We start from the raw sequence: 21812 nt of genomic DNA on the forward strand, positions 1-21812 counted from the left end.
AGGTTCTGCGACAAAGTAGTCCGTGCAAATCTGAGTGATCCGAAGGACAGAGCTTATATTTGCAAACTCCTGCGTCAAATCCCTTGAACGGGATGCCGACCCGTTCAGGGGTATCTTCCTTGTATTTCACAAATATAAGCTCTGCCATTCCAATCAAATTAGTAGGTCCTGACCCTAGCCGTCGCCCAACCCGTCTGATGCGGATTTTGGCATTTGCGTTTGCGTCATCTGTGCTTCACGCACCGATAACACCTGTGCGGCAACCGATGCCGCAATCACCACCGGCTGTTTGCCGGTAATGCCTTGAATTCCAATCGGAGTGGTCAGACGACCGATCTCAACCGGGCTCAACCCCCGGTCTTCAAGCCGTCGGATAAAGCGTGCACGCTTGGTTTGGCTGCCGATCATGCCAACAAAACCAAGATCATCGCGCACCAAAGCCGCCCGGCAGATCTCGAAATCAAGCGCATGGTTGTGCGTTAAGATCAAAACATGCGCCCCGGCCGGGATATCGACGACCTCTGCTTCGGGCTTATCACTTTGACAAACCTGAACATTTTCGCCTTCAACCCCCGCCAGAAACTCATCACGCGAATCGATCAGGTGAATATCAAACGGCAAAGGTGCCAAGGCCTGCACAACCGCCTTGCCAACATGGCCGGCACCAAAAATCCATATTGGCGTGCGCGCGTCATCAAGGCGCAAACAAAGCGTTTCCAGCCCATTTAACGTAACAATCCCACCGCGCGCCGCACCAAAGCTGTCTGAGAGCATCTTGGCATGCGGCCCACTTACGCGCCCGATGTCGCTGCAATCGGTCGGTACGGTCACCCAATGGCCAGCCGCACGGATCGGTGCGGTTTCGATTTCTTGCAAAACCGTGCGCAGCGTCTCTTTGGCGACCCCGCGCAACAGATGAAAACCAACCTCGACCGATCCACCACAACATTGCCCAAGACCGGGACCAAGCGGAAACCGGGCGATCTCGGCAACGGCCATCTTGTCGGCACCCGCGTCAAAACCTTCGCGCACCCGGCGTGTGACCTGATGTTCAAGGTTGCCACCACCAATCGTGCCCGAAATCGCATCCGGCGTAATCAGCATGAAGGCGCCGACTTCCCGCGGGGTTGATCCGCGAATGGCCGCAACACTGACCAGCATCACCGGACCGGGTTGGGACAACAGCCTGATATGATCGCGCCGCGACAGGGTCATGACCTATTCCCCCGCCATCGATTGTGCTGAATGAACCTTTTCGATCATCCGCTTGGCGCAATCGGCCACCGCATGCAAAACCGCCTCGGGCGTTGCCGGGGTATCAAGGGCCGGGACAATCTTGTGGCCCGCGACCGAGGCCACTGCATCGGCAATCGCCCGATGCACCGAAATCGCCAGCATCAAGGGCGGCTCACCAACCGCCTTGGACCGGTGAATGGTTTTTTCAACGTTTCGTCCTGACGACCAAAGCTCCATACGGAAATCTTCCGGTCGATCCGAACATGCCGGGATTTTATAGGTCGACGGCGCATGGGTGCGCAGGCTGCCTTTATCATCCCACCACAGTTCTTCGGATGTCAGCCATCCCATGCCCTGAATGAAGCCACCTTCGATCTGGCCAAGGTCAATCGCCGGGTTCAACGACCGGCCGACATCATGAATGATATCAACGCGCGTCACCTTGTATTCGCCGGTCAGGGTATCAATCAAAACTTCGGAGCACGCCATGCCATAGGCAAAGTAATAAAACGGCCGGCCCGATGAACTTTCGCGGTCATAATGAATTTTCGGTGTGGCGTAGTAGCCCGTGGCCGACAGCGACACACGCGCCAGATAGGCCTGCTTGATCAGATCGGCAAAGGCGAGCTCTTCCTTGTCGCCGACAATGATCTTGCCCGGCACAAAGCGCACAGCACTTTCCGCCACACCATATTTCTCGGCAGCAAAGGCAATCAGGCGATTCTTGATCGTCATCGCCGCATCGCGTGCCGCCATGCCGTTCATGTCCGCCCCGCTTGATGCTGCGGTTGCCGATGTGTTGGGGACCTTGCCGGTATTGGTCGGGGTGATCTTGATCTGATCCAGATCGATCTGGAATTCCTCGGCCACGACCTGGGCGACCTTGATAAACAGGCCCTGCCCCATCTCGGTCCCGCCATGGTTCAGATGCACAGACCCATCCTGATAGACATGGATCAGCGCACCCGCCTGGTTCAGGAAGGTCGTGGTAAAGGAAATTCCGAATTTCACGGGCGTCAGCGACAGGCCCTTTTTCAAAACCGGGCTTTCGGCATTGAACGCCGTAATCTCTTCTCGGCGTTTGCGATAGTCGCTGGCTTTCAGGATATCGTCGGTCAGCTCCGAAAGGACATTATCCTCGACCACCATATGGTACGGGGTCGTATCACGACCCTTGCCACCATAATAATTGGCAATGCGCACATCCAACGGATCACGCCCGACGGTCATCGCGATTTCATCAATGATGCGTTCAATCGCGACCATGCCCTGCGGCCCGCCAAAACCACGAAACGCCGTGTTTGACACAAGATTGGTTTTGCAGCGGTACGACCGGATTTCGACATCGCCAAGGTAATAGGCATTGTCGGTATGGAACATCGCCCGATCGGCAATCGCGGCTGACAAATCGGCGGAAAAACCGCAATTGGCCGCGTATTGAAGATCAAGGCCGCAAATCCGCCCGTCATCATCAAAGCCGACATCGTAATCGACAATGAAATCATGGCGCTTGCCGGTCATAACCATGTCGTCATCACGATCAAGGCGGAACTTGGCCGGACGTCCGGTTTTGGTCGCAACGATGGCGGCCAGTGCCGCCCATTGCATTGCCTGCGTTTCCTTGCCGCCAAACCCGCCTCCCATGCGGCGCACTTCGACCGTGACCGCATTGGCCGGACGGCCCAGCACATTGGCAATATTGTGCTGCACTTCCGATGGATGCTGGGTGGAGCAATGCAGCAACACATCACCATCCTCGCCCGGAATGGCAAAGCTGATATGGCCTTCAAGGTAGAAATGATCCTGCCCGCCAATCTCCATCCGCCCGGCATGGCGATGCTTGGCACGCGCCAATGCCGCCTTGGCATCGCCCTGCTTCATCACATGCGGCGGTGCGACGAAAAGCTGCTTTTCCAGTGCCTCGGCAACATCCAGAACCGCGGGCAGTTCTTCATATTCAATCTCGGCCAGTTGGGCGGCCGCACGGGCCTGCGCCCGGGTTTCGGCAGCGACGCAAAAGACCGGCTGGCCATAAAACTGCACGATGCCATCGGGCAAAACCGGCTCGTCATGGGTATGGGCTGGCGAAACGTCATTGACGCCGGGAATATCATCGGCGGTCAGAACGCAAACCACACCCGGGGCCGAGCGGACCTTGGAAAGGTCCATTTTGGTAATCTTGCCATGCGCAATGTTTGATGCACCCGGTGCCAGATGAAGCGTTCCAAACGGCTCATTGATGTCATCAATATAAACCGCCTCACCCGCCACATGTTTCTGGCCGCTATCATGTTTGGAGCTGGATCGAACACCACCGCTCAGTCCCGCGGTCGGTGCGACAACCTCGTCCATATCGGCTTTCAAAACCTGATCAGACATGGGCCGCCTCCTTGCCAACAAGGCGGGTGGCAACGTCCGGCGCATTGGTTTCGATAAACAGCTTGGTCAAAAGGTTTTGCGCCACCAGCATGCGGTATTCCTTCGATGCCCGCATGTCAGTCATCGGTTCAAACTCGCTGGCCAATGCCATTTGCGCCGCATTGAGGTTGGCTTCATTCCAATCCTTGCCGATCAGCGCCGCTTCGCACTTTTTCGCACGCATCGGGGTGCCCGCCATGCCACCAAAGGCCGCACGGAATTCGGCAACCTTGCCGTTATCATCAACCTTGATGGCAAAGGCCCCGAGAACGGCCGTGATATCCTGATCAAACCGTTTGGAAATTTTATAAGCCTTGAACACCAATCCGCTGTGCGGTTTGGGCACAATCACGCTTTCAACAAACTCGCCCGCAACCCGGTCTTGTTTGCCATAACTGATAAAGAATTCTTCAAGCGGCACTTCACGACGCACATCGCCCATGCGCAGCACGATCTTGGCCCCCAGCGCAATCAAGGCCGGCGGCGTATCGCCAATCGGTGATCCGTTGGCGATATTACCGCCCACGGTCCCGGCATTGCGGATTTGCCGTGAGCCAATCCGGCGCACCAGTTCACCAACATCGGCGGCCACCCGACCCAGCGCCTCATGTGCCCGGCTATAGGTCACACCAGCCCCGATAATCAGCGCATCTTCGGTTTCATAAACCGACTGGATATCGGCGACATCGCCAATGTAAATGATCGGATCCAGACGCTTGAGCATCTTGGTCACCCAAAGACCAACATCCGTCCCCCCGGCCAGAACCGTGGCATCCGGGTGCGCCACCAAAAGGGCCGCTAATTCATCAGATGTGCGCGGCGCGAAATAGCGCCCGGCCGGATGTTCAAGCGCAAGCGTGCCTTCGCCTTCGACCATCGCAGTCAATCTGGCGGCAATATCCGCACGGCGTTTTTGTTCGGCACTGTCATTTGCGGCGACACCGCCGGCCTTGCGCGCGGCCTCGATAATCGGGCCATAGCCGGTGCAACGGCAAAGGTTCCCGGCAAGTGCATCATTAATCTCACCGCGGTCATCCTCGCCGCCATCCAGCCACAGCTGATACAGGCTCATGACAAAGCCGGGCGTACAGAAACCGCATTGCGATCCGTGGGTATCGACCATCGCCTGCTGAACCGGATGCAGGGTACCGTCCGTCGATTTAAGATGCTCCACGGTCAAAAGCTGTTTGCCATCAAGGGTCGGCACGAACTGGATGCAGGCATTTACCGTGCGATACGCCATTCCGCCCTTGCCATCGGGTTCGCCCAGCACAACCGTGCAGGCCCCGCAATCGCCCTCGGCACAGCCTTCCTTGGTTCCGGACTTGCGTTCGGTCAGGCGCAGATATTCAAGAACCGTCATCTGCGGATCAATATCACGCAGGCTGCGCTCCTCGTCGCCGAGCAAAAAACGGATATCAGAACGGAAGGATCCGGTCGCACTTGCCATGTCTGTCCTCAGCTACCGCGATAGGTGGAATAGCCGAACGGCGACAGCAACAGCGGCACATGGTAATGCGCCTGCCCATCAGAAATGCCAAACCGGATCACGACCTGATCGAGGAATTTCGGATCCGGAAGCTCTGTCCCGCTGGCATCAAAGTAATCACCGGCATGGAAAACAAGCTGATACTGGCCGGGTTTGAAAGAGGCCCCCTCAAGCATCGGGCCTTCGGTGCGGCCATCGGCATTGGTCACGGCTTCGGCAACCATGTCATCATGGCCGTTGTCAAAGCGATGCAGCTCAATGCGGATTCCGGCCGCCGGGCAGCCTTTTGCCGTATCCAGTACATGGGTGGTCAGTCGTCCCATGCCGGGCCTCCTCTCTCGTTCTTTAATTTTATGAGCGGTCGCTTCTCCCCGGGAACGGCATTCTGTTTATGAAGTTTTGTGCCGAACCATTTTTAAGCGATCTAAAATCGTCGCATTACACCCCGTCCGGGGGAAAGAGGCGATAACGTGAAACTATATCAACAAATCTTTGAAAAACGAATAGAACCGTTTCAGGCATTATGAACGGAAACACAGGCAAAACGCTGTGAAAGACCGCGAAAAACGCGGCCCCGATCTGATCCCGTCCAGGAACATTATCAAAACAGCCTTGATAGTGCGGCACGTCTTTGGCTTCGCATCCGCAGGTTTCTTTCTTGCTGCGCTGCGGCCGATGGTTAATGCTACACCAAACAGGCCCGACAACAAAGCCGGGCGTACGGGATCAATCCCACAGAATTCAGGAGAAGGTTCGCATGAACGACCAGACATATGCGCGTGATTTGATTGGTTATGGTGAAAACCCGCCCAAGGCCAACTGGCCGAACAAGGCGCGCGTTGCTGTTCAGTTCGTGCTGAATTACGAAGAAGGCGGCGAAAACTGCATCCTGCATGGCGATCGCGCATCCGAAGCTTTCCTGTCTGAAATCATCGGTGCTGACATGCGCGAAGGCGTCCGCCACATGAGCATGGAGTCGATCTATGAATATGGCTCGCGCGTGGGTGTCTGGCGTATTCTGAACCTGTTTCGCGAACGCCAGATCCCGATCACCATCTTTGCCGTCGCCATGGCGCTGGCCCGTCACCCCAGGGTCGGCGAAGTCGCCATGAAGGATGGTCACGAGATCTGCTCGCACGGCTATCGCTGGATTGACTACCAATACATGCCCGAAGATCAGGAACGCGAACACCTTCACAAGGCGATCGAGATCATCAAGAACGTCACCGGCGAACGTCCGCTTGGTTGGTATACTGGCCGCACCAGCCCCAATACCCGTCGTCTGGTGGCTGAGGAAGGCGGTTTCCTCTATGACGCCGATGATTACAGCGACGAACTCCCGTTCTGGAGCACCCAGACCGACACCCCGCACCTGATCGTGCCCTATACCCTTGATGCCAACGACATGCGCTTTGCCGCCATGCAGGGCTTCAATTCCGGCGAACAGTATTTCCAGTATCTCAAGGACAGCTTCGACACCCTTTATGACGAAGGAACCGAAACCCCGCGCATGATGTCAATCGGTCTGCATTGCCGTCTGGTCGGGCGTCCGGGCCGGTTCGCGGCCCTCAAGCGCTTTGTTGATTATGTCCAGAGCCACGATAATGTCTGGTTTGCCCGCCGCATTGATATCGCCCGTCACTGGCGCGAACATCACCCGTTTGGCGGCGAATAAAGAAACACAAGGTCCCAATGACAGAAACCACCCAATCCCTGTTTGAAACCCGCCCACCCAGCACACTCGCCGAGAGCGCGTTCGTGTCGCTTTATGGCTGGGTTTACGAACATTCTCCGTGGGTTGCCCATCAGCTTTATGAACGCGGCATCGCCAAAAACCTCGACACCCCTGCGGCACTTGCCGATGCCATGGCGGCCATCGTCAATGGCGCGGTTGATGACGACAAACTCTCGCTTCTGCGCGCCCATCCCGATCTTGCGGGCAAGCTTGCGCTGGCTGATCTGACCGAGTCATCACAAAGCGAACAAAAGGGCGCCGGGCTTGATCAATGCACACCGGGTGAACTTGCCCGCTTTACCGAGCTTAATGATCTCTATAAACAGAAGTTCGGCTTTCCGTTCATCTTTGCCGTCAAGGGTTTCCATCGCACCGATATCCTCGAAGCGTTCGAGCGGCGCGTGAAAAACGACCCGGAAACCGAATTCAATGAGGCGATCGCACAGGTTCACCGCATTGCCAAATTGCGGCTCGAAGCGCTGTAGGGTTTCACCACAGCACCAGACGCAGCAATCACCTGTGACCGCCAGATAATAAACGACTATTTCAGGATAAAAAGACCATGAGCCATCAGGAAAACACCGACGTACCGGAATTTGCACGGCGCTTTGTCAATCTGGCCGACGAACGTCTGGGCGCAGAAGCAATCTTTGCGACCGACGATTTCTTCGCCGACAAGCAGCGCATGCTGCAAACCGCCGACGCGGTGTTTTACCCTGACCGCTATGACGATCACGGCAAATGGATGGATGGCTGGGAAAGCCGCCGCAAACGCGTCGAAGGCCATGATTACTGTGTCGTCCGTCTGGCGACATCGGGCCGAATTTACGGTGTCGATATCGATACCAGCCACTTCACCGGCAACTTCCCGCCGGCTGCTTCACTTGAAAGCTGCTATTGCCCAAGTGGCGATCCGACCGACGACACCAAATGGCATGAAATCGTTGCCCCACTGGGCCTTGGTGCCAGTGCGCATCACTATGCCGATGTCACGTCCGAGGCAATCTATACCCATGTGCGCCTGCACATCTACCCCGATGGAGGTGTCGCACGCCTGCGCGTCTATGGTCGCCCGAACCGCGACTGGACGGAAATGGCCGCCAAGGGCGAACAGGTCGATCTGGCCACAATGATCAATGGCGGTGTGGTTGTTGGCTGGTCCGATGCCCATTACGGCAACCCGAATGCCATTCTGGCACCGGGTCGCGGGGTGAATATGGGTGATGGTTGGGAAACCCGCCGCCGTCGTGAACCGGGTAATGAATGGCTGATTGTCGAGCTGGGTCATCCGGGCGAGATCGAAAAGATCATTGTCGATACCTGCCATTTCAAGGGCAACTATCCGGACCGCGTATCAATCCAGGGTGCCTATGTTGACGGTGAAAAGGACAAGTCACTTCGTGCACGTTCGATGTTCTGGTCGACCATCCTGCCTGAAAGCAAGATGCAGGCCGACCACATCCACGAATTCGATGCATCCGCACTTAGTGTCAATGGTCCGGTCACCCACCTTCGGGTCAACTCAATCCCCGATGGCGGCATCAGCCGTTTGCGAATTCTTGGCAAACCGACCAAGTAACGGGGCAGGATCATGCAGCTTCCCATCGAATATCTGACCCCGGATGCCTTCGCCCCGTTTGGCGAGGTGATCTCGACCGCCACCGCACGCGACACCTACAAGATCAATCAGGGCACCACGACCCGCTTCCATGATATCTCGCGCGTTGATGTCAGCGACGAAGGCGGCGCCCCGATCATCAGCATCTTTCGCGGCACCCCGCGGCCCAAGCCGATTGAAATCAAGATGATGGAACGCCACCCGCTGGGCTCGCAGGCCTTCATCCCGCTTGCAGGTCAGAAGTTCCTGATTGTCGTCGCGTCAGGCACTGAAACGCCAAAGCCCGAGGACCTGCGCGCGTTTCTTTCTGATGGCACCCAAGGTGTTACCTACGCCAAAAACGTCTGGCATCACCCGTTGCTCGTGCTTGAAGAAGACAGCGATTTTCTGATCGTGGATCGCGCAGGGCCTGGCAACAACCTCAATGAAGTCGACCTGCCACTGGTCGACGGCGAAGTCATCACGCTGGATTGGGCGTAAAGCAGCAAAGTGACGAAATAACAAAGGCCGGGAATTCCCGGCCTTTTTCTTTTCCTGTTGCAGATACTTCTTACTGCGCCGGTGCCGCCGCCCCGCCATTCAGATCCAAAGCCAGCAAGCGCTTCTGAATGGTCTGGGACAGAACCGGACCAGCCCCCGCTTCTAACGCGCGCTGATAGGCTGCCCGTGCCATTTCAGTCTTGCCCATCGCCAGCGCATTATCGGCGAAATGCGCGATATGCTCGGCCGTTGGCATTGCTTTGTTGGCACGGATAAACACTTCTTCAGCTTCCTGATATCGCCCCTGTCGATACAGGATCAATCCATAGGTATCGAGGGCACCGGGATCATCCGGGGCCACCTGCAAGGCCTGCTTTGACAGGCGTTCGGCCTCCTGCAGGTTTTCGCCGCGCACCGCATAATGATAGGCGAGCCAGTTGGCCGCCCCCATATTGCCCTGGCCTGCCGCCTGATAGGCCTCGGCCGTCATGGTATCGCGGTAAGATGTGATCACGCTTTCAATGGCACTTTGATCAAGCCCATCCACCCAGGTCAGCCCGACCCGCACCGCCTTGCAGCCTTGTGCATTGGCCTGCTGGCACATGGCAACCGCCTCCTCGACCGCGCCAATCACCGTGGCATTCGGCCCGGCGGCATATTCCTTGCCCGCCGCATCGCGCGCCATGGCCTTGAAATCAATCATCGCCCGATAGCGATCATCAACCTTTTGCTCGGTGGGCGCGGCAAACATATCCTGCGCCTCCCACTTCGGGGCAGTTTCCCCGCAGGCAGCAAGGCCCAAAAGAAAACCCAAACCAAGAAAAGGCGCAAAAGCACGAACAGATGAAATAACGCGATGGGACAAGGCGAACGTTCCCTGCTTGATGAAAACCAGACCAGAACCTTAGCGGTTTTGCGTAAGACAGATATTAACAAAGCGCGACAAATTCACAGCCGGAACTTGACATGAATACTACTGGGTAGCACCATCTATCTACCAAGGGAGCGCATCAATGACCGTGAAGTCGTCTATTTCTCTGACAGATAGTCAAAACGCCTTTGCCCGCGAGCTGGTCGCACAGGGCAAATATCCCAGTGTCAGCGCCGTGCTTCAGCAGGGCCTTGAGTTACTGCGCGATAAATCCGAAACCGAGTCTCTTGAGACCGAGGCGCTTAGACAGATCCTTACAGCCCGGCGCGAAGGTCAGTTTGTCTCCAACACAGAGATGAAAAACCGGATTTCGGCCATCGCGACCAAGAAACGTACATCGCATGACCTATGAGGTCATCTATTCGGCAGATGCCGAACGTGACTTTGAACTGATTTTCGACTTTCTGTTTCAAAGCTATGTCGGCTTTGGCGAGCACCCCGACAGTGCCATTTCCCACGCTCAGCAGCGCCTTCTCGATATTCATAGCGACATCGAAAAACTCGGTAATACCCCTTTTTGCGGCACCTTGCATGACGCCATATTACCCGGACTTCGTCACGTAACACTCGGCCGTGCCATTGTCTGGTTTGATATCCTTGAGGACGCACAGACAGTCCGCATCCTCGCCATCTTCTTTGGCGGTCAGGATCATGTCCGCCATATGCTTGCCCGGCTTTTGCAATAATCAGATTTCGAAAGAAAAAGCCGCCGGGATCATTGATCCTCGGCGGCTTTAACAAGCAGGCATCATACGCCAATATCAGGGCAACAAGCCTGCGGCTTTACGCGCGGCGTTCTGCGATCATCTTTTTGATTTCGGTGATCGCAAGCGCCGGGTTCAGGCCTTTCGGGCAGGTGTTGGTGCAGTTCATGATCGTGTGGCAACGATACAGACGGAACGGATCTTCGAGCGCGTCGAGACGTTCACCGGTATATTCGTCACGCGAATCTGCCAACCAGCGATACGCCTGCAACAGAACAGCCGGGCCGAGGTAACGGTCGGAGTTCCACCAATAAGACGGGCACGCGGTCGAGCAGGAGAAGCACAGAATGCATTCCCAAAGACCATCAAGCTTGGCACGCTCTTCACGCGACTGCAGACGTTCGCCATCCGGCGGGGTCGGGCTGTCGGCCTTGAGCCACGGCTCGATCGATGCGAGCTGCGCATAAGGCTGGGACAGATCCGGCACCAGATCCTTGACCACCGGCATGTGCGGCAGCGGATAGATCTTTACTTCGCCCTTGATGTCTTCGATCGGCTTGAGACACGCAAGCGTGTTACGGCCATCGATGTTCATCGCGCACGAACCGCAAATGCCTTCACGGCAAGAACGGCGGAAAGTCAGGGTCGCGTCGATCTCGTTCTTGATCTTGATCAGCGCGTCCAAAACCATCGGCCCGCATTTGTCGAGGTCGATGTCATAGGTGTCGGTACGCGGGTTGTCGCCACTGTCCGGATCAAAACGGTAAATCTTGAACGCACGGACATTCTTCGCGTCAGCCGGCGCAGAGAACGTTTTGCCCTCTTTGACGACCGAATTGGCGGGAAGATTGAATTCTACCATCTCTCAAATCCTCTCTTGCCGCGCCTTAATAGACGCGCTCTTTCGGCTCGATATACGACACTTCATCGGTAAGGGTGAAGTTGTTGACCGGACGATAGGTCAGATCAACGCCATAGCCCTTCTCGGTGTCGACCGTCGCAATCGTGTGCTTCATCCAGGTTTCGTCATCGCGCTTCGGGAAATCTTCGTGGGCATGTGCACCACGCGATTCATGACGCGCTTCTGCCGAATTCATGGTTGCAGCGGCACAGGTCATCAGGTTCTCAAGCTCGAGGGTCTCGACCAGGTCCGAGTTCCAGATGAGGGATCGATCCGAAACACCGACGTCGGGAAGCGTCTTGGCGGTTTCAGAAAGCTTGTCCTTGCCCTCTTTCAGGATTTCCGAGGTCCGGAACACGCCACAGTTACCCTGCATGACGCGCTGCATTTCCAGACGGATATCAGCCGTCGGACGCGAACCTTTTGCCCAACGCAGACGGTCAAAGCGTGCAATCGCCTCGTCGCCATCGGTGGTTTTAAGTTCTTTGAAGGATGATTTGGGATCGACCACTTCGGCTGCATGCAGGCCACATGCACGGCCAAACACAACAAGGTCAAGCAACGAGTTCGTACCCAGACGGTTCGCTCCATGGACCGAAACGCACGCCGCTTCACCAGCCGCCATCAGGCCCGGAACAATCGCGTTCGGGTCTTTGGCAGTCGGACGAAGAACCTCGCCCTTATAGTTGGTCGGGATACCGCCCATGTTGTAATGGACCGTCGGCAGGACCGGGATCGGTTCCTTGGTCGCATCAACACCGGCAAAGATTTTCGCGGTTTCGGTAATGCCCGGCAGACGTTCCCACAGCACTTCCGAACCAAGATGTTCAAGGTGCAGGTGGATGTATTCGCCGTGTTCGCCAACACCACGACCATCACGGATTTCCTGTGCCATACCGCGCGAAACAACGTCACGCGATGCAAGGTCCTTAACGGTCGGCGCATAACGTTCCATGAAACGCTCGCCTTCGGAGTTGGTCAGGTAACCACCTTCACCACGGGCACCTTCGGTAATCAGGCAGCCTGAACCGTAAATGCCGGTCGGGTGGAACTGAACGAATTCCATATCCTGAAGGCCAAGGCCCGCACGCGCCACCATGCCATGACCGTCACCAGTACAGGTATGGGCCGAGGTGCAGCTAAAGAACGCACGGCCATAACCGCCAGAGGCCAGAATGACCATCTTGGCGTTAAAGCGATGCAGCTCACCGGTATCGAGATCCCAGGCGACCAGACCTTTGCACGAACCGTCTTCGTCCATGATCAGATCAAGGGCGATATATTCGACAAAGAATTCTGCTTTGTGCTTCAGGCACTGCTGATACAGGGTATGCAACATGGCATGACCGGTACGGTCGGCTGCGGCACATGCACGTTCAACCGGCGCCTTGCCGTGGTCACGGGTGTGGCCACCGAACGGACGCTGATAGATTTTGCCATCTTCAGTCCGCGAGAACGGCATACCGTAATGTTCAAGTTCATGAACCGCCGGAACGGCGTTACGGCACATATATTCGATCGCGTCCTGGTCACCGAGCCAGTCCGAACCCTTGACGGTGTCATACATATGCCACTGCCAGTGATCCTCGGACATGTTACCAAGCGAGGCACCGATACCACCCTGGGCAGCAACGGTGTGCGAACGGGTCGGGAAGACCTTGGTGATACATGCGGTTTTAAGGCCGGCTTCAACCGTACCCAGTGTCGCGCGCAAACCCGCGCCACCCGCACCCATAACAACGACGTCGTAGTTATGGTCGATAATTTTATAAGATTCACTCATTGGCTCAGGCTCCGGCAAAAACGATACGCAGGACTGATACGATGGCCGCCACAGACAAGAACGCTGCGACCGCCTTGATCAGCATCAGCGAGATCACTTCTGCTTTACGGTTATGCACATAATCTTCGATCACAACCTGCAGGCCGTGCGTGAAATGCACGGCAACACTGACGATCATCAGGATCATCATGGTTGAATGGAAATACGAGCTCAACCAAGCGTGAACGGCATCGTAATTCGCCGTGTGCCCGGCAAGTATAGAAACAATGAACCAGATGCCGAGCGGAAGGTTTGCAGCAGCCGTAACGCGCTGGGTCCACCAGTGCGAAGAGCCACTTTTGGCAGAACCGAGACCGCGGACACGGCCCAGATCGGATTGCATCTTCATGACAAGTTGTCCCCTCTTGCCCGGCCTTAGGCCAGACCGATGATCCAGGTGAGAATGGTCAGCACGACTGCCGCGCCAAGGACGATCGGGTTGCCTTTGGCAGCACCCTCATTCGTCAGGCCGCGACCGGTATCCCAGACAAGGTGACGGATCCCGTTGCAGGCGTGGTAATAAAACGCCGCCGTCCAACCGAACAGCAGCAGCAGACCAAACCACGAGGTGAAAAATCCGTGATAGCCGTTAAAGGCTTCACGACCAGCGCCGGCACCAATCAGCCAGGACGCCAAAAATACGAAACCAATGGCAAGGCCGACACCCATCACGCGGAAGGAGATGGACATCTTTGCCGTCATCGGAAGCCGGTACACCTGCAAGTGCGGAGACAGCGGCCGATTGGCTTTGCTCATAGCGGAATTGCCTCTTCTCAAAGTAGCTGGCGGGAAAGCAGGGTTTATTTACCCATGCAGCGGGTTTGAGTCAATCTGAACCCCTTTGTAAACCAAAGAAATCAGTGACAAAACGCCTCAACTGCCTCCGTTAAACTACGTAGGTTGACCTCTCAGACACCGTAAACACCCTGCGGGAAGGGCGCTGCGAAGGACACGGGTCATTCACTTACGGCGTAACGTGCTTTTAGCAATCGCACAATTAGACCTTCTTACGCAAGGAAACTGCCAGCGGATCGGGTCTTATTTATTGCAAACACATATGAATGCGCCCTCACCCGATCAAGACCGGGCCCAGGCGCGCGGCGAAATTACCCTGGCGCAGCCAAACGAAAAGTTAAGCCGCCCCAGGATTTATGACGAGTCAGCGCGCGATCAGCACCGTGTAGTCGAAATCAAGCAACACATCAGACCGATATTTGCCATCCGCGTCCTTAAGCGGGAAGTCACTGGCTTGACGGTCGCGGACCGCGACAAGGCGCAGGCGAAGCCCGCCAAGATCACGACGACCGGGCACCTCGAACTTGCCCAGAACTTCCGACCAGGCAAAAATCGTATCCCCGGCAAAGGCCGGATTGGCGTGCGCACCGGCATTGATTGCGGCAATCCGGAACGCGTTGCCAAGGCCATTGAATGAAAGGGCACGGCACAGCGAAATGATATGCCCGCCATAGATCAACCGCTTGCCAAATCGCCCGCCATTGGCCGCGACCTGATCGAAATGAACCTTGGCGGTGTTTTGATAAAGCCTTGTTGCGATCTGATGTTCGGCCTCTTCCAGGGTCATGCCATCGACATGATCGATCTTTTCGCCGACATAATAGTCATCCCAGCGGTGCGGTGATCCGGAAAGCTCGGTCGAATAGCCCGATACATCAAGCCCGACCGGGATCTGAAACGCCTCGGGCGCGACCACGCCGGGCAATTCCGGCAGAACCGTTTCCGGGGCCGGGGCACTCTCATCGCGTTTGCGCACCATGACCCAGCGATTGTAATCAAGCACCATCTCGCCGCGCTGATTGCGCCCGACGGAATTGACATAAACCACACCGGTCTTGCCGTTGGAATTTTCCTTGATCCCGGTGACGGTAGAAACCGAACTCACCGTATCGCCGGGATAGACCGGAACACCAAACACACCCCCGGCATAGCCCAGATTGGCCACCGCATTCAGCGACACATCGGGCACCGTTTTGCCAAACACCATGTGAAAGGCCAACAGGTCATCCACGGGTGCTGCCTTAAAGCCGATGCTTTGGGCAAACTCGTCAGACGACTGCACGGCAAAGCGCGGGCCATAAAGCCCGGTATAAAGGGCAACATCCCCGCTTGTGATTGTGCGCGGCGTGGCATGGCGGATTTCCTGTCCGATCTGGAAATCCTCAAAATAATTGCCCGGATTGGTCTTTGACATTCAATTGCCTCCCTGAAGGCCGTATTTCTATCTGATAGCAGTGCGCGCCAAATTGGCTGTCTTGGATGCAGCCAATTGTTCGTCTGGCGCGAACCATATGTCTTGTACTGTTCGGGCGCTTAGGCGCCGTCCATTTCCGCGATCAAATCTGCCATCGCGACCAGTTTCTTGGCCGACACCACATGCAGATTTTCAATCAGCTTGCCATCAACCACGACCACACCCTTGCCTTCAGCACTGGCTTCCTCGTGGGCGGCAATGATTTTACGCGCCCAGTCGATCTCGGCCTCTGCCGGGGCAAAGGCTTCGTTGGCAGCCGCAATGGTTTTGGGATGAATAAGCGTCTTGCCGTCAAAGCCAAACGCGCGCCCCTGCTTGCAGGACGCCTCAAACCCGGCATCATCAGACAGATCAAGATGCACACCATCCAGAATGACAAGCCCATAGGCCCGTGCCGCCAGCAGACACAGACCAAGGCTGGTCACCATCGGCAGACGATCCGGCGTATGCGCACAGTTCAGATCCTTGGCAAGATCGGACGTCCCCATGACAAACCCGCCCAAACGCGGATGGGCACCGGCAATTTCCTTGGCATTAAGCATCGCAAGCGGCGTTTCCATCATGCACCAGATGGTCATGCCTGCGTGCGCGCCTTCCGCCTCCATGATATTGGCAACCTGTCGCACCGTATCGGCACTTTCCACCTTGGGCAGCAGGATGGCATCCGCCGATGTTTTGGCGGCTGCAACAATATCGGCATAGCCCCACGGCGTGTTCAGGCCGTTCGTTCTGATCTGAATTTCGCGTTTGCCATATCCGCCTTCGGCAAGGGCTGCGACAATCTGATCACGCGCGGTATCCTTGGCATCCGGGGCCACCGCATCCTCAAGATCCAGAATAAGCCCGTCGGCCGGAAGCGTGCGCCCCTTTTCAAGGGCACGGGCGTTCGATCCCGGCATATACAAAACAGAACGGCGCGGACGTGGGGCTGCAGCCATCAGGAATCTCCCGTTTGATAATATTCGTACAATATTTGATATTTATTTTTACGAAAATTACCCAAACTCGCTTTTCACTGCAAGCCACTTTTTGCGGTGCGGCATACCAACCAGATCATAAATTATTATTTAACAATCAGTACTTGCTGATCGTATGGCGATAAAGCTAATAGTATTAGAGGGGTCTAGTACACACAGTAATTGAATCCAGGGGTCTCAATGAAATTGCAGCCTGCTAAGGCGCTGGTCGCAACGCTTTGCGCTACCAGCCTTCTAAGTGGTTGCGTTACCAATGGCGGTAACGGCAACTTCCTGAGCACTACACCCGGTGCAAATGGTGAATGCGAGTACAACGAAGCAGCCTATGTGATCGGCGGCGCATTACTCGGTATCGGTATCGGCTTAGTCGCAGGTGGTGACAATCGAGGCCTTGCAACAATCGCCGGCGGCGCTGCTGGCGGCCTCGCGGGTAAAGGTTTGCAATCTTACCTTCAGAGTCGATGCAAGGAGCTCGCCGCCGTCCAGAAGAAGATGAAAGAGAGCGACCTCAATGTTCAGGCCGTAAATGCTCCTGCGCCAAGCAGCTGGGTTAATCCCGACGCAGCAAAAGACAAAGAAGGTGAGCAGGGAATCGTTGTCACTGTGTCAAATGCTGCAATGTTTGAGATTGGCTCCGCAAAACCAACCTCAACGGCCGCGTCAGACCTGGAACAACTGGCAAAAACCTATGCCGGCAAAAACCGCAAGGTTTTGATTGTCGGCCACACAGACTCCAGTGGGTCTGAAGACCTGAACCGGACACTATCGGAAAAGCGCGCACGAGAGGTTGCCAAAATCTTTGAAAGTAGTGGCGTACGTGTTGCCGATCTTTACTACAAAGGTGCCGGTGCTGATCGGCCGATCGCCAGCAACCTGACCTCAGAGGGACGAGCCGCCAACCGACGGGTTGAGGTTGTTGAGCTCAGCTCCGAGGAAGGAATCATCGCCTATGACAACTTTGTAGAGAGTGACCCAACTCTTCCGGCAAGGGTTGCCGCCTCGGAAGAGGCCCCGAGCGCGCCCCAACCGCCACAAAAGACAAACCCAACCAAAGAAGCGGAGCCGGCACGATCACCAGAGCTGGAGGCCCCATCAGTTAGACCGACAGTTGTCGCAGCTCTGAAGTCGGGTCGATCAATCGATTTGGGCGGCGAGCCCATCTCCAAAAGTGATCGAAATCTGGCTGCCGAAGTCAAGGAAGGCGATGAAGAGGAAACATTCCTTTCGTCGCTCTGGCCTATTTCAGATGCGAATGCAACCAATCAGGACATCATGCTTGGTACGACCTGTATCAATGACACTTATCGCCCGGTTGGTAGCATCATGTCGCTTGACGGCGACATGCCGGTTCGCCGCACCTCCGACTACATTCCCGGGCTTTATTCGACCTCGTGGCACGACACCGTAAATGGCCACCTCGTTGGTTTAACCAAAGTGGCTGTACTGGAAGACAGCGGATTGGTCGACAAGGACCCCGGGTTGCTAATCTTTGAAAATTACAAGAAGGGTGATCAGGACCCAAAGCTGACCGCCGAAGGAACCGCCAGATCTTATGTCGGGGAAAATGGTGTTATGTATCGTGTATTCTTCAACGAAAGTGCCTGGCCCGTTCGGTGCATTGATACAATTTTCCCCCGCGGCTCCGCCCGGAGTGGTCAAGCTGAAGCCCGCATATACTACGACAAAGACAGCGAAGTTTTCGCAACCGCGATGGATTTGAAAACCGCTAAAAGCACGGAAAATTAAAATGGACGAACTTTTTTCACTCTTGTACGCATATCGCACAATAGTCGGCGCCGCGCTAATAACAGTACTGCTTGTAATCGTCATCTTTCATTGGTGGGACGAAGTAAAACTTTTCTTCAAAAGCATGATGTATGGCCTTCCACTTATTGGGAAAACTCGCAGATTAAGTAAAGACCTTGCTGTTCGCAAAGACGGGTGGTTCGCTGCTGAACGAACTCTTTGCGATGACTTTTCGGGCGACATCAGAAGAATCGCTGCAGATCCTGACATGTATGATCGCGCAAAAAGCTACCTTGGCAAAGTGCAAGAACTTGGTCGAAATGAACTTGGCATACTCATGCGCCTCATGCTGCTTGCGATGGTGGTAGTTGAGGCTCTAGGGTTTGCATACGTGCTGGCTGGCAACACATCTCCTGGCGCCAGTGAGAAGCTCGAAGTTCAGTACGCTATAGGTATCGCTTTCCTGATCTCAATTGTTCTGGTTTTCCTCACACACCACACAGGGCAAGAACTTCATAAACGTAGTTTAATCAGCAAAGTTCGTACTTGGTCATGGCATGATCGCAACGAAAACCGCCGAAACCTCATCGGGGACATGAATAAGGTCAGCCTGGAGCACGACCAGGTTGATGACGCGGAGCCCGCTTATCTTCATATTTTGCATAGAATTGATCACAACGGCAAAGCAACGCCAGGCTTTCCGATCTGGACAGTAATTACACTAATTGCAATTATTGGAGTTGCAACTACAGCGACGTATATTCGCTACGAAACCTATATTAAGGAAAAAACAAGCGAAACTATAGGCGCTTCACCAACTCCAAACTCTATATTTTCCCTCGGGAATCTAGAATCGAACGATTTACCCGACGCCTTGACAGCTCCACAGGACGAAGCCCTCTCCAAGGCCAAAAGTGAGCAAGAAAGTGCGCAGGATGCAGCCAGCCTAACAACCTATGGCGTCCTTGCAGCAGTTTTCGTTCTCATTCAGATCATGGGTATTGGGATTGGTTATAAAACCGGCTTCGCTGGCAAAGAAAGTCTTGCAGCAAGGCGCATTATACGCAACTTCCCAAGCCGCACCTCCTATGAAGCTTGGTATGAACGCAAGCGGGATGCAATTGCGCGCGTCGCACAAAAGCACCTGTCCAACCTTCAGGTACGTTTGACTAAAAATGCCGCCGCCACTGGGGTGGATAAAGCTCACCGGGAAGTTCTTCAACATTCTGCTGATCGCACATTTATAGATCATCACGAACAAGCAGAGATCAGAGCAGAACGTTCTCGCCTAGAAAGCGAAAAAAGAAAAGCGGCACGGACGGTCGAGGCCAAGCAGGACATGCCGGAAAGCTTATCCAACACGACTGAACTGACCCAAACAGACACAACTGATACACCTGCGGCACAAGAAACCGAAGAAGAACGCTCTGCACGCATTCTTAGGGAAGTACTCGCCGAGAAAGCGGCGAAGGAACAAGAAAAGCAAGTCGAAACCGACGAAGAGATGCGCGCACGTCTCCGAAAGGAGAACGGACTCGATGCTTAATATCCTGTGTCCAAAACCGACAAGGGTGCTCAGGCACTTCTTAGCTATGGCTGTGCTTTCAGCTGGCCCGCTCCTTGGCTTCCTCCCGCAACCGGCAAAAGCCGCAACTGCAAAAATCGGAAGCTGCTATGAGTTAGTCCAACTGGGGGATGTTAATCCCCCAGCATTGGAGCGTGACTTGTATGTCCTAGTCGACCAGACGATGGAACTACCAGAAAAGCTGCAAGAAGAAGCATATCAAAAGATTATCAACTTTCTCAGCCCCGGCGACACCATTCAGGTTATTGGCTTTTCTGCTAATGCCGCAGGTTTCTATACCGAAGTAATTTTCAAAGGGGTTATTGACAAACGTCTTGTCGAGGAGGCCCGCTACTCTGTCCCCAAGAAGGTTTTGCGCCAGCTTGACCAGTGTTATCAGATGCAGGATACACAAGTCCGGCAATATTCGGGGCGGGCGCTGATTCATGGATTTTCCAAGGCAACAACCGAACTTCCCAAAACAGAAATCATCTCAAATCTCTCTGTTGTTGCAAAAGACGTGATCGCCAAGTCTGAAACACCGGAAAAGCATGTTCTGATCGTTTCTGACATGATGGAAAATTCTGATCTTCTCTCACTGTACGGTGGAAGACTAGAAAGCCTCAGTGTCGATCAGGAAATCAAAAAACTCGGCGACAAGCTGCCATTTGAAGATATGGACGATGCAAAAGTTTATGTCATTGGTGGTGGTTATCTCTCCAATGGCAAATACCGTTCATCTTTGGCTCTGAAAGCGCTGGAGAATTTCTGGGCAAGCTACTTTGAACAATCCAATGCGATGCTTAAACAATTTGGCACACCATCATTGCTGAGCGGAATTGGCGACTAACTAAGTTGCTCCCGTACACGTAAAAAACTGGTCACCAGCATGTTGGTGACCAGTGGCGCGTCGTTAACGAGACGCCTATCTATCCGAGACACGACCACTTTGTCTTGAAGTGGATTTTGACGACGAACGCCGCGCTATGAGCAACCGCCTCTAGAATAACAGCTTCGGGCTCAGTCCGGCAAAACCGCTGCCGGCATTTTCATCCTCTACCGTGACAATGGCACTCCGCCCGGCAACAAGGCGGACATCCTCGGGCACGGCTTCAAGCTCGACCCGGACCGGAACGCGCTGCGCCAGCCTTACCCAGCTAAAGGTCGGTTTGACCTGTGCCAGTCCGGCGGAGTTGCCGGATCGCTCGCTATCCTGAATGCCGCTTGCGATACTGACGACATGGCCATGCAATGGCTGGTCTTCGCCCATCAGCATCACGTTGACCCGATCGCCAATCGCAATGCGCGGCAATTTGTTTTCTTCAAAATAGCCCGCGACATAGAACGAGCTGCTATCGACAAGCGCTGCAATCGGACTGCCCGCACCGACATAAGCCCCCCGACGTAGCGAGAAGTTGGTAACAACCCCATCCACCGGCGCAACAACCCGGGTACGCGCAAGGTTCAGTTGCGCAAGCGACAAGTCCGCACGCGCCAGATCAACATCAGCCTGCGCAGTCGCAAGGTCGGTTTTTACCTGTTCCTTTTTCTGATCACTGACAACATCGCGATCAAGCTCGCTATAGCGTGAAACTTCGCGTTTGGCCTGATCGCGCGCGGCAATCGCATTTTCAAGTTTGGCCTGCGCCTGATCGACTGCCACCTGATAGCGCGCCGGATCAATGGCAAACAGAACGTCACCTGCCTTGACCGGCTGGTTATCCTTCACCAACACATCTGAAACCAGTCCGCCGATATCAGGCGCGATTGAAATCACATCGGCACTCACGCGGCCATCCCGGGTCCAGGGTTCGTTCATGTAATAATCATACAGATGCCATCCGCCAACACAGGCAATTAGCACCAGAAATGCCGTAAACCCGATGCGCAGGCTTTTCAAAAGAGTGTTTTTCATAACAGTA

At 55.0% G+C, this 21812-nt stretch carries 21 protein-coding genes; 9 read left to right on the top strand and 12 right to left on the bottom strand.

Translation table 11 applies throughout. The annotated features are described in order from the left end of the window. Positions 1–174: 174 nt before the first annotated feature. From xdhC to uraH, 4 genes are read right to left on the bottom strand one after another with little or no spacing between them, the layout of a single operon-like run. Positions 175–1215 (bottom strand): xanthine dehydrogenase accessory protein XdhC, encoded by a 1041-nt coding sequence (gene xdhC, locus TH2_RS00580; RefSeq protein ID WP_008888439.1) that lies wholly within the window; start codon positions 1213–1215, stop codon positions 175–177. Positions 1216–1218: 3 nt separating this feature from the next. Continuing rightward, a complete protein-coding gene (gene xdhB / locus TH2_RS00585; RefSeq protein WP_008888440.1) occupies positions 1219–3615 on the bottom strand; it encodes a xanthine dehydrogenase molybdopterin binding subunit in 2397 nt (798 codons plus the stop codon). Continuing rightward, on the bottom strand, positions 3608–5104 hold the full coding sequence (xdhA, locus tag TH2_RS00590; protein ID WP_008888441.1) for a xanthine dehydrogenase small subunit: 1497 nt from the start codon (positions 5102–5104) through the stop codon (positions 3608–3610). The genes xdhB and xdhA overlap by 8 nt, the downstream gene beginning before the upstream one ends. Positions 5105–5112: 8 nt before the next feature. Further along, a complete protein-coding gene (uraH, locus tag TH2_RS00595; RefSeq protein WP_008888442.1) occupies positions 5113–5466 on the bottom strand; it encodes a hydroxyisourate hydrolase in 354 nt (117 codons plus the stop codon). A gap of 434 nt (positions 5467–5900) precedes the next feature. Here uraH and puuE point away from each other — a divergent pair, with 434 nt between their 5' ends. The 4 genes from puuE (at position 5901) to TH2_RS00615 (ending at position 8976) form a co-directional block, all read left to right on the top strand. Then, positions 5901–6818, top strand: a complete 918-nt coding sequence (gene puuE / locus TH2_RS00600; protein WP_008888443.1) for an allantoinase PuuE — start codon at positions 5901–5903, stop codon at positions 6816–6818. A 17-nt stretch (positions 6819–6835) separates the two neighbouring features. Further along, the gene (gene uraD / locus TH2_RS00605; protein ID WP_008888444.1) at positions 6836–7363 is read left to right on the top strand and encodes a 2-oxo-4-hydroxy-4-carboxy-5-ureidoimidazoline decarboxylase; all 528 of its coding nucleotides are present in this window, start codon (positions 6836–6838) and stop codon (positions 7361–7363) included. Between the two features lie 77 nt (positions 7364–7440). Further along, entirely contained in the window at positions 7441–8457 is a 1017-nt protein-coding gene (alc, locus tag TH2_RS00610) for an allantoicase (protein WP_008888445.1), read from the top strand. A 12-nt stretch (positions 8458–8469) separates the two neighbouring features. Beyond that, complete coding sequence (locus tag TH2_RS00615; RefSeq protein ID WP_008888446.1) at positions 8470–8976, top strand: ureidoglycolate lyase; 507 nt, start codon at positions 8470–8472, stop codon at positions 8974–8976. Between the two features lie 70 nt (positions 8977–9046). On the opposite strand, the gene TH2_RS00620 is transcribed toward TH2_RS00615, so the two are convergent. Beyond that, entirely contained in the window at positions 9047–9727 is a 681-nt protein-coding gene (locus tag TH2_RS00620; RefSeq protein ID WP_157193742.1) for a tetratricopeptide repeat protein, read from the bottom strand. Between the two features lie 262 nt (positions 9728–9989). Here TH2_RS00620 and TH2_RS00625 point away from each other — a divergent pair, with 262 nt between their 5' ends. Together TH2_RS00625 and TH2_RS00630 are read left to right on the top strand one after the other, a co-directional pair. Beyond that, positions 9990–10259 (top strand): ribbon-helix-helix domain-containing protein, encoded by a 270-nt coding sequence (locus TH2_RS00625; protein ID WP_008888448.1) that lies wholly within the window; start codon positions 9990–9992, stop codon positions 10257–10259. Then, positions 10249–10593, top strand: a complete 345-nt coding sequence (locus TH2_RS00630; RefSeq protein WP_008888449.1) for a type II toxin-antitoxin system RelE/ParE family toxin — start codon at positions 10249–10251, stop codon at positions 10591–10593. The genes TH2_RS00625 and TH2_RS00630 overlap by 11 nt, the downstream gene beginning before the upstream one ends. Positions 10594–10690: 97 nt before the next feature. On the opposite strand, the gene TH2_RS00635 is transcribed toward TH2_RS00630, so the two are convergent. The 6 genes from TH2_RS00635 to TH2_RS00660 all read right to left on the bottom strand — a co-directional run bounded on the left by TH2_RS00635 (position 10691) and on the right by TH2_RS00660 (position 16541). Continuing rightward, positions 10691–11473 carry a succinate dehydrogenase iron-sulfur subunit gene (locus TH2_RS00635; protein WP_008888450.1) on the bottom strand — a complete coding sequence of 261 codons (783 nt, stop codon included), beginning with the start codon at positions 11471–11473 and terminating at the stop codon, positions 10691–10693. Positions 11474–11498: 25 nt separating this feature from the next. Continuing rightward, entirely contained in the window at positions 11499–13295 is a 1797-nt protein-coding gene (gene sdhA / locus TH2_RS00640; protein WP_008888451.1) for a succinate dehydrogenase flavoprotein subunit, read from the bottom strand. Between the two features lie 4 nt (positions 13296–13299). Beyond that, a complete protein-coding gene (gene sdhD, locus TH2_RS00645; RefSeq protein WP_008888452.1) occupies positions 13300–13683 on the bottom strand; it encodes a succinate dehydrogenase, hydrophobic membrane anchor protein in 384 nt (127 codons plus the stop codon). Positions 13684–13709: 26 nt separating this feature from the next. After that, entirely contained in the window at positions 13710–14090 is a 381-nt protein-coding gene (sdhC, locus tag TH2_RS00650; RefSeq protein ID WP_008888453.1) for a succinate dehydrogenase, cytochrome b556 subunit, read from the bottom strand. Positions 14091–14493: 403 nt separating this feature from the next. Beyond that, positions 14494–15543 (bottom strand): MaoC family dehydratase, encoded by a 1050-nt coding sequence (locus TH2_RS00655; protein WP_008888454.1) that lies wholly within the window; start codon positions 15541–15543, stop codon positions 14494–14496. A 119-nt stretch (positions 15544–15662) separates the two neighbouring features. After that, a complete protein-coding gene (locus tag TH2_RS00660; RefSeq protein WP_008888455.1) occupies positions 15663–16541 on the bottom strand; it encodes an HpcH/HpaI aldolase/citrate lyase family protein in 879 nt (292 codons plus the stop codon). Positions 16542–16760: 219 nt separating this feature from the next. Between TH2_RS00660 and TH2_RS00665 the strand changes: the two genes are divergently transcribed. The 3 genes from TH2_RS00665 to TH2_RS00675 are packed head-to-tail and all read left to right on the top strand — an operon-like array spanning position 16761 to position 20740. Further along, entirely contained in the window at positions 16761–18326 is a 1566-nt protein-coding gene (locus tag TH2_RS00665; RefSeq protein ID WP_040822200.1) for an OmpA family protein, read from the top strand. 1 nt (position 18327) lies between these two features. Then, positions 18328–19872: a hypothetical protein gene (locus tag TH2_RS00670; RefSeq protein WP_008888457.1), complete on the top strand. Its 1545-nt coding sequence runs from the start codon at positions 18328–18330 to the stop codon at positions 19870–19872. Then, complete coding sequence (locus TH2_RS00675) at positions 19865–20740, top strand: hypothetical protein (protein WP_157193744.1); 876 nt, start codon at positions 19865–19867, stop codon at positions 20738–20740. The genes TH2_RS00670 and TH2_RS00675 overlap by 8 nt, the downstream gene beginning before the upstream one ends. Before the next feature lie 150 nt (positions 20741–20890). Here TH2_RS00675 and TH2_RS00680 read toward each other — a convergent pair whose 3' ends face one another. Continuing rightward, positions 20891–21805: an efflux RND transporter periplasmic adaptor subunit gene (locus TH2_RS00680; RefSeq protein ID WP_008888459.1), complete on the bottom strand. Its 915-nt coding sequence runs from the start codon at positions 21803–21805 to the stop codon at positions 20891–20893. Between the last annotated feature and the right edge of the window lie 7 nt (positions 21806–21812).

It is taken from the genome of Thalassospira profundimaris WP0211, from assembly GCF_000300275.1.
GTDB classification, from domain to species: domain Bacteria; phylum Pseudomonadota; class Alphaproteobacteria; order Rhodospirillales; family Thalassospiraceae; genus Thalassospira; species Thalassospira profundimaris.

Bases quoted from the DNA above. Each gene is read 5' to 3' on its own strand.
- xdhC (WP_008888439.1), bottom strand. From the start codon at position 1,215: ATGACCCTGTCGCGGCGCGATCATATCAGGCTGTTGTCCCAACCCGGT.
- xdhB (WP_008888440.1), bottom strand. From the start codon at position 3,615: ATGTCTGATCAGGTTTTGAAAGCCGATATGGACGAGGTTGTCGCACCG.
- xdhA (WP_008888441.1), bottom strand. From the start codon at position 5,104: ATGGCAAGTGCGACCGGATCCTTCCGTTCTGATATCCGTTTTTTGCTC.
- uraH (WP_008888442.1), bottom strand. From the start codon at position 5,466: ATGGGACGACTGACCACCCATGTACTGGATACGGCAAAAGGCTGCCCG.
- puuE (WP_008888443.1), top strand. From the start codon at position 5,901: ATGAACGACCAGACATATGCGCGTGATTTGATTGGTTATGGTGAAAAC.
- uraD (WP_008888444.1), top strand. From the start codon at position 6,836: ATGACAGAAACCACCCAATCCCTGTTTGAAACCCGCCCACCCAGCACA.
- alc (WP_008888445.1), top strand. From the start codon at position 7,441: ATGAGCCATCAGGAAAACACCGACGTACCGGAATTTGCACGGCGCTTT.
- TH2_RS00615 (WP_008888446.1), top strand. From the start codon at position 8,470: ATGCAGCTTCCCATCGAATATCTGACCCCGGATGCCTTCGCCCCGTTT.
- TH2_RS00620 (WP_157193742.1), bottom strand. From the start codon at position 9,727: ATGTTTGCCGCGCCCACCGAGCAAAAGGTTGATGATCGCTATCGGGCG.
- TH2_RS00625 (WP_008888448.1), top strand. From the start codon at position 9,990: ATGACCGTGAAGTCGTCTATTTCTCTGACAGATAGTCAAAACGCCTTT.
- TH2_RS00630 (WP_008888449.1), top strand. From the start codon at position 10,249: ATGACCTATGAGGTCATCTATTCGGCAGATGCCGAACGTGACTTTGAA.
- TH2_RS00635 (WP_008888450.1), bottom strand. From the start codon at position 11,473: ATGGTAGAATTCAATCTTCCCGCCAATTCGGTCGTCAAAGAGGGCAAA.
- sdhA (WP_008888451.1), bottom strand. From the start codon at position 13,295: ATGAGTGAATCTTATAAAATTATCGACCATAACTACGACGTCGTTGTT.
- sdhD (WP_008888452.1), bottom strand. From the start codon at position 13,683: ATGAAGATGCAATCCGATCTGGGCCGTGTCCGCGGTCTCGGTTCTGCC.
- sdhC (WP_008888453.1), bottom strand. From the start codon at position 14,090: ATGAGCAAAGCCAATCGGCCGCTGTCTCCGCACTTGCAGGTGTACCGG.
- TH2_RS00655 (WP_008888454.1), bottom strand. From the start codon at position 15,543: ATGTCAAAGACCAATCCGGGCAATTATTTTGAGGATTTCCAGATCGGA.
- TH2_RS00660 (WP_008888455.1), bottom strand. From the start codon at position 16,541: ATGGCTGCAGCCCCACGTCCGCGCCGTTCTGTTTTGTATATGCCGGGA.
- TH2_RS00665 (WP_040822200.1), top strand. From the start codon at position 16,761: ATGAAATTGCAGCCTGCTAAGGCGCTGGTCGCAACGCTTTGCGCTACC.
- TH2_RS00670 (WP_008888457.1), top strand. From the start codon at position 18,328: ATGGACGAACTTTTTTCACTCTTGTACGCATATCGCACAATAGTCGGC.
- TH2_RS00675 (WP_157193744.1), top strand. From the start codon at position 19,865: ATGCTTAATATCCTGTGTCCAAAACCGACAAGGGTGCTCAGGCACTTC.
- TH2_RS00680 (WP_008888459.1), bottom strand. From the start codon at position 21,805: ATGAAAAACACTCTTTTGAAAAGCCTGCGCATCGGGTTTACGGCATTT.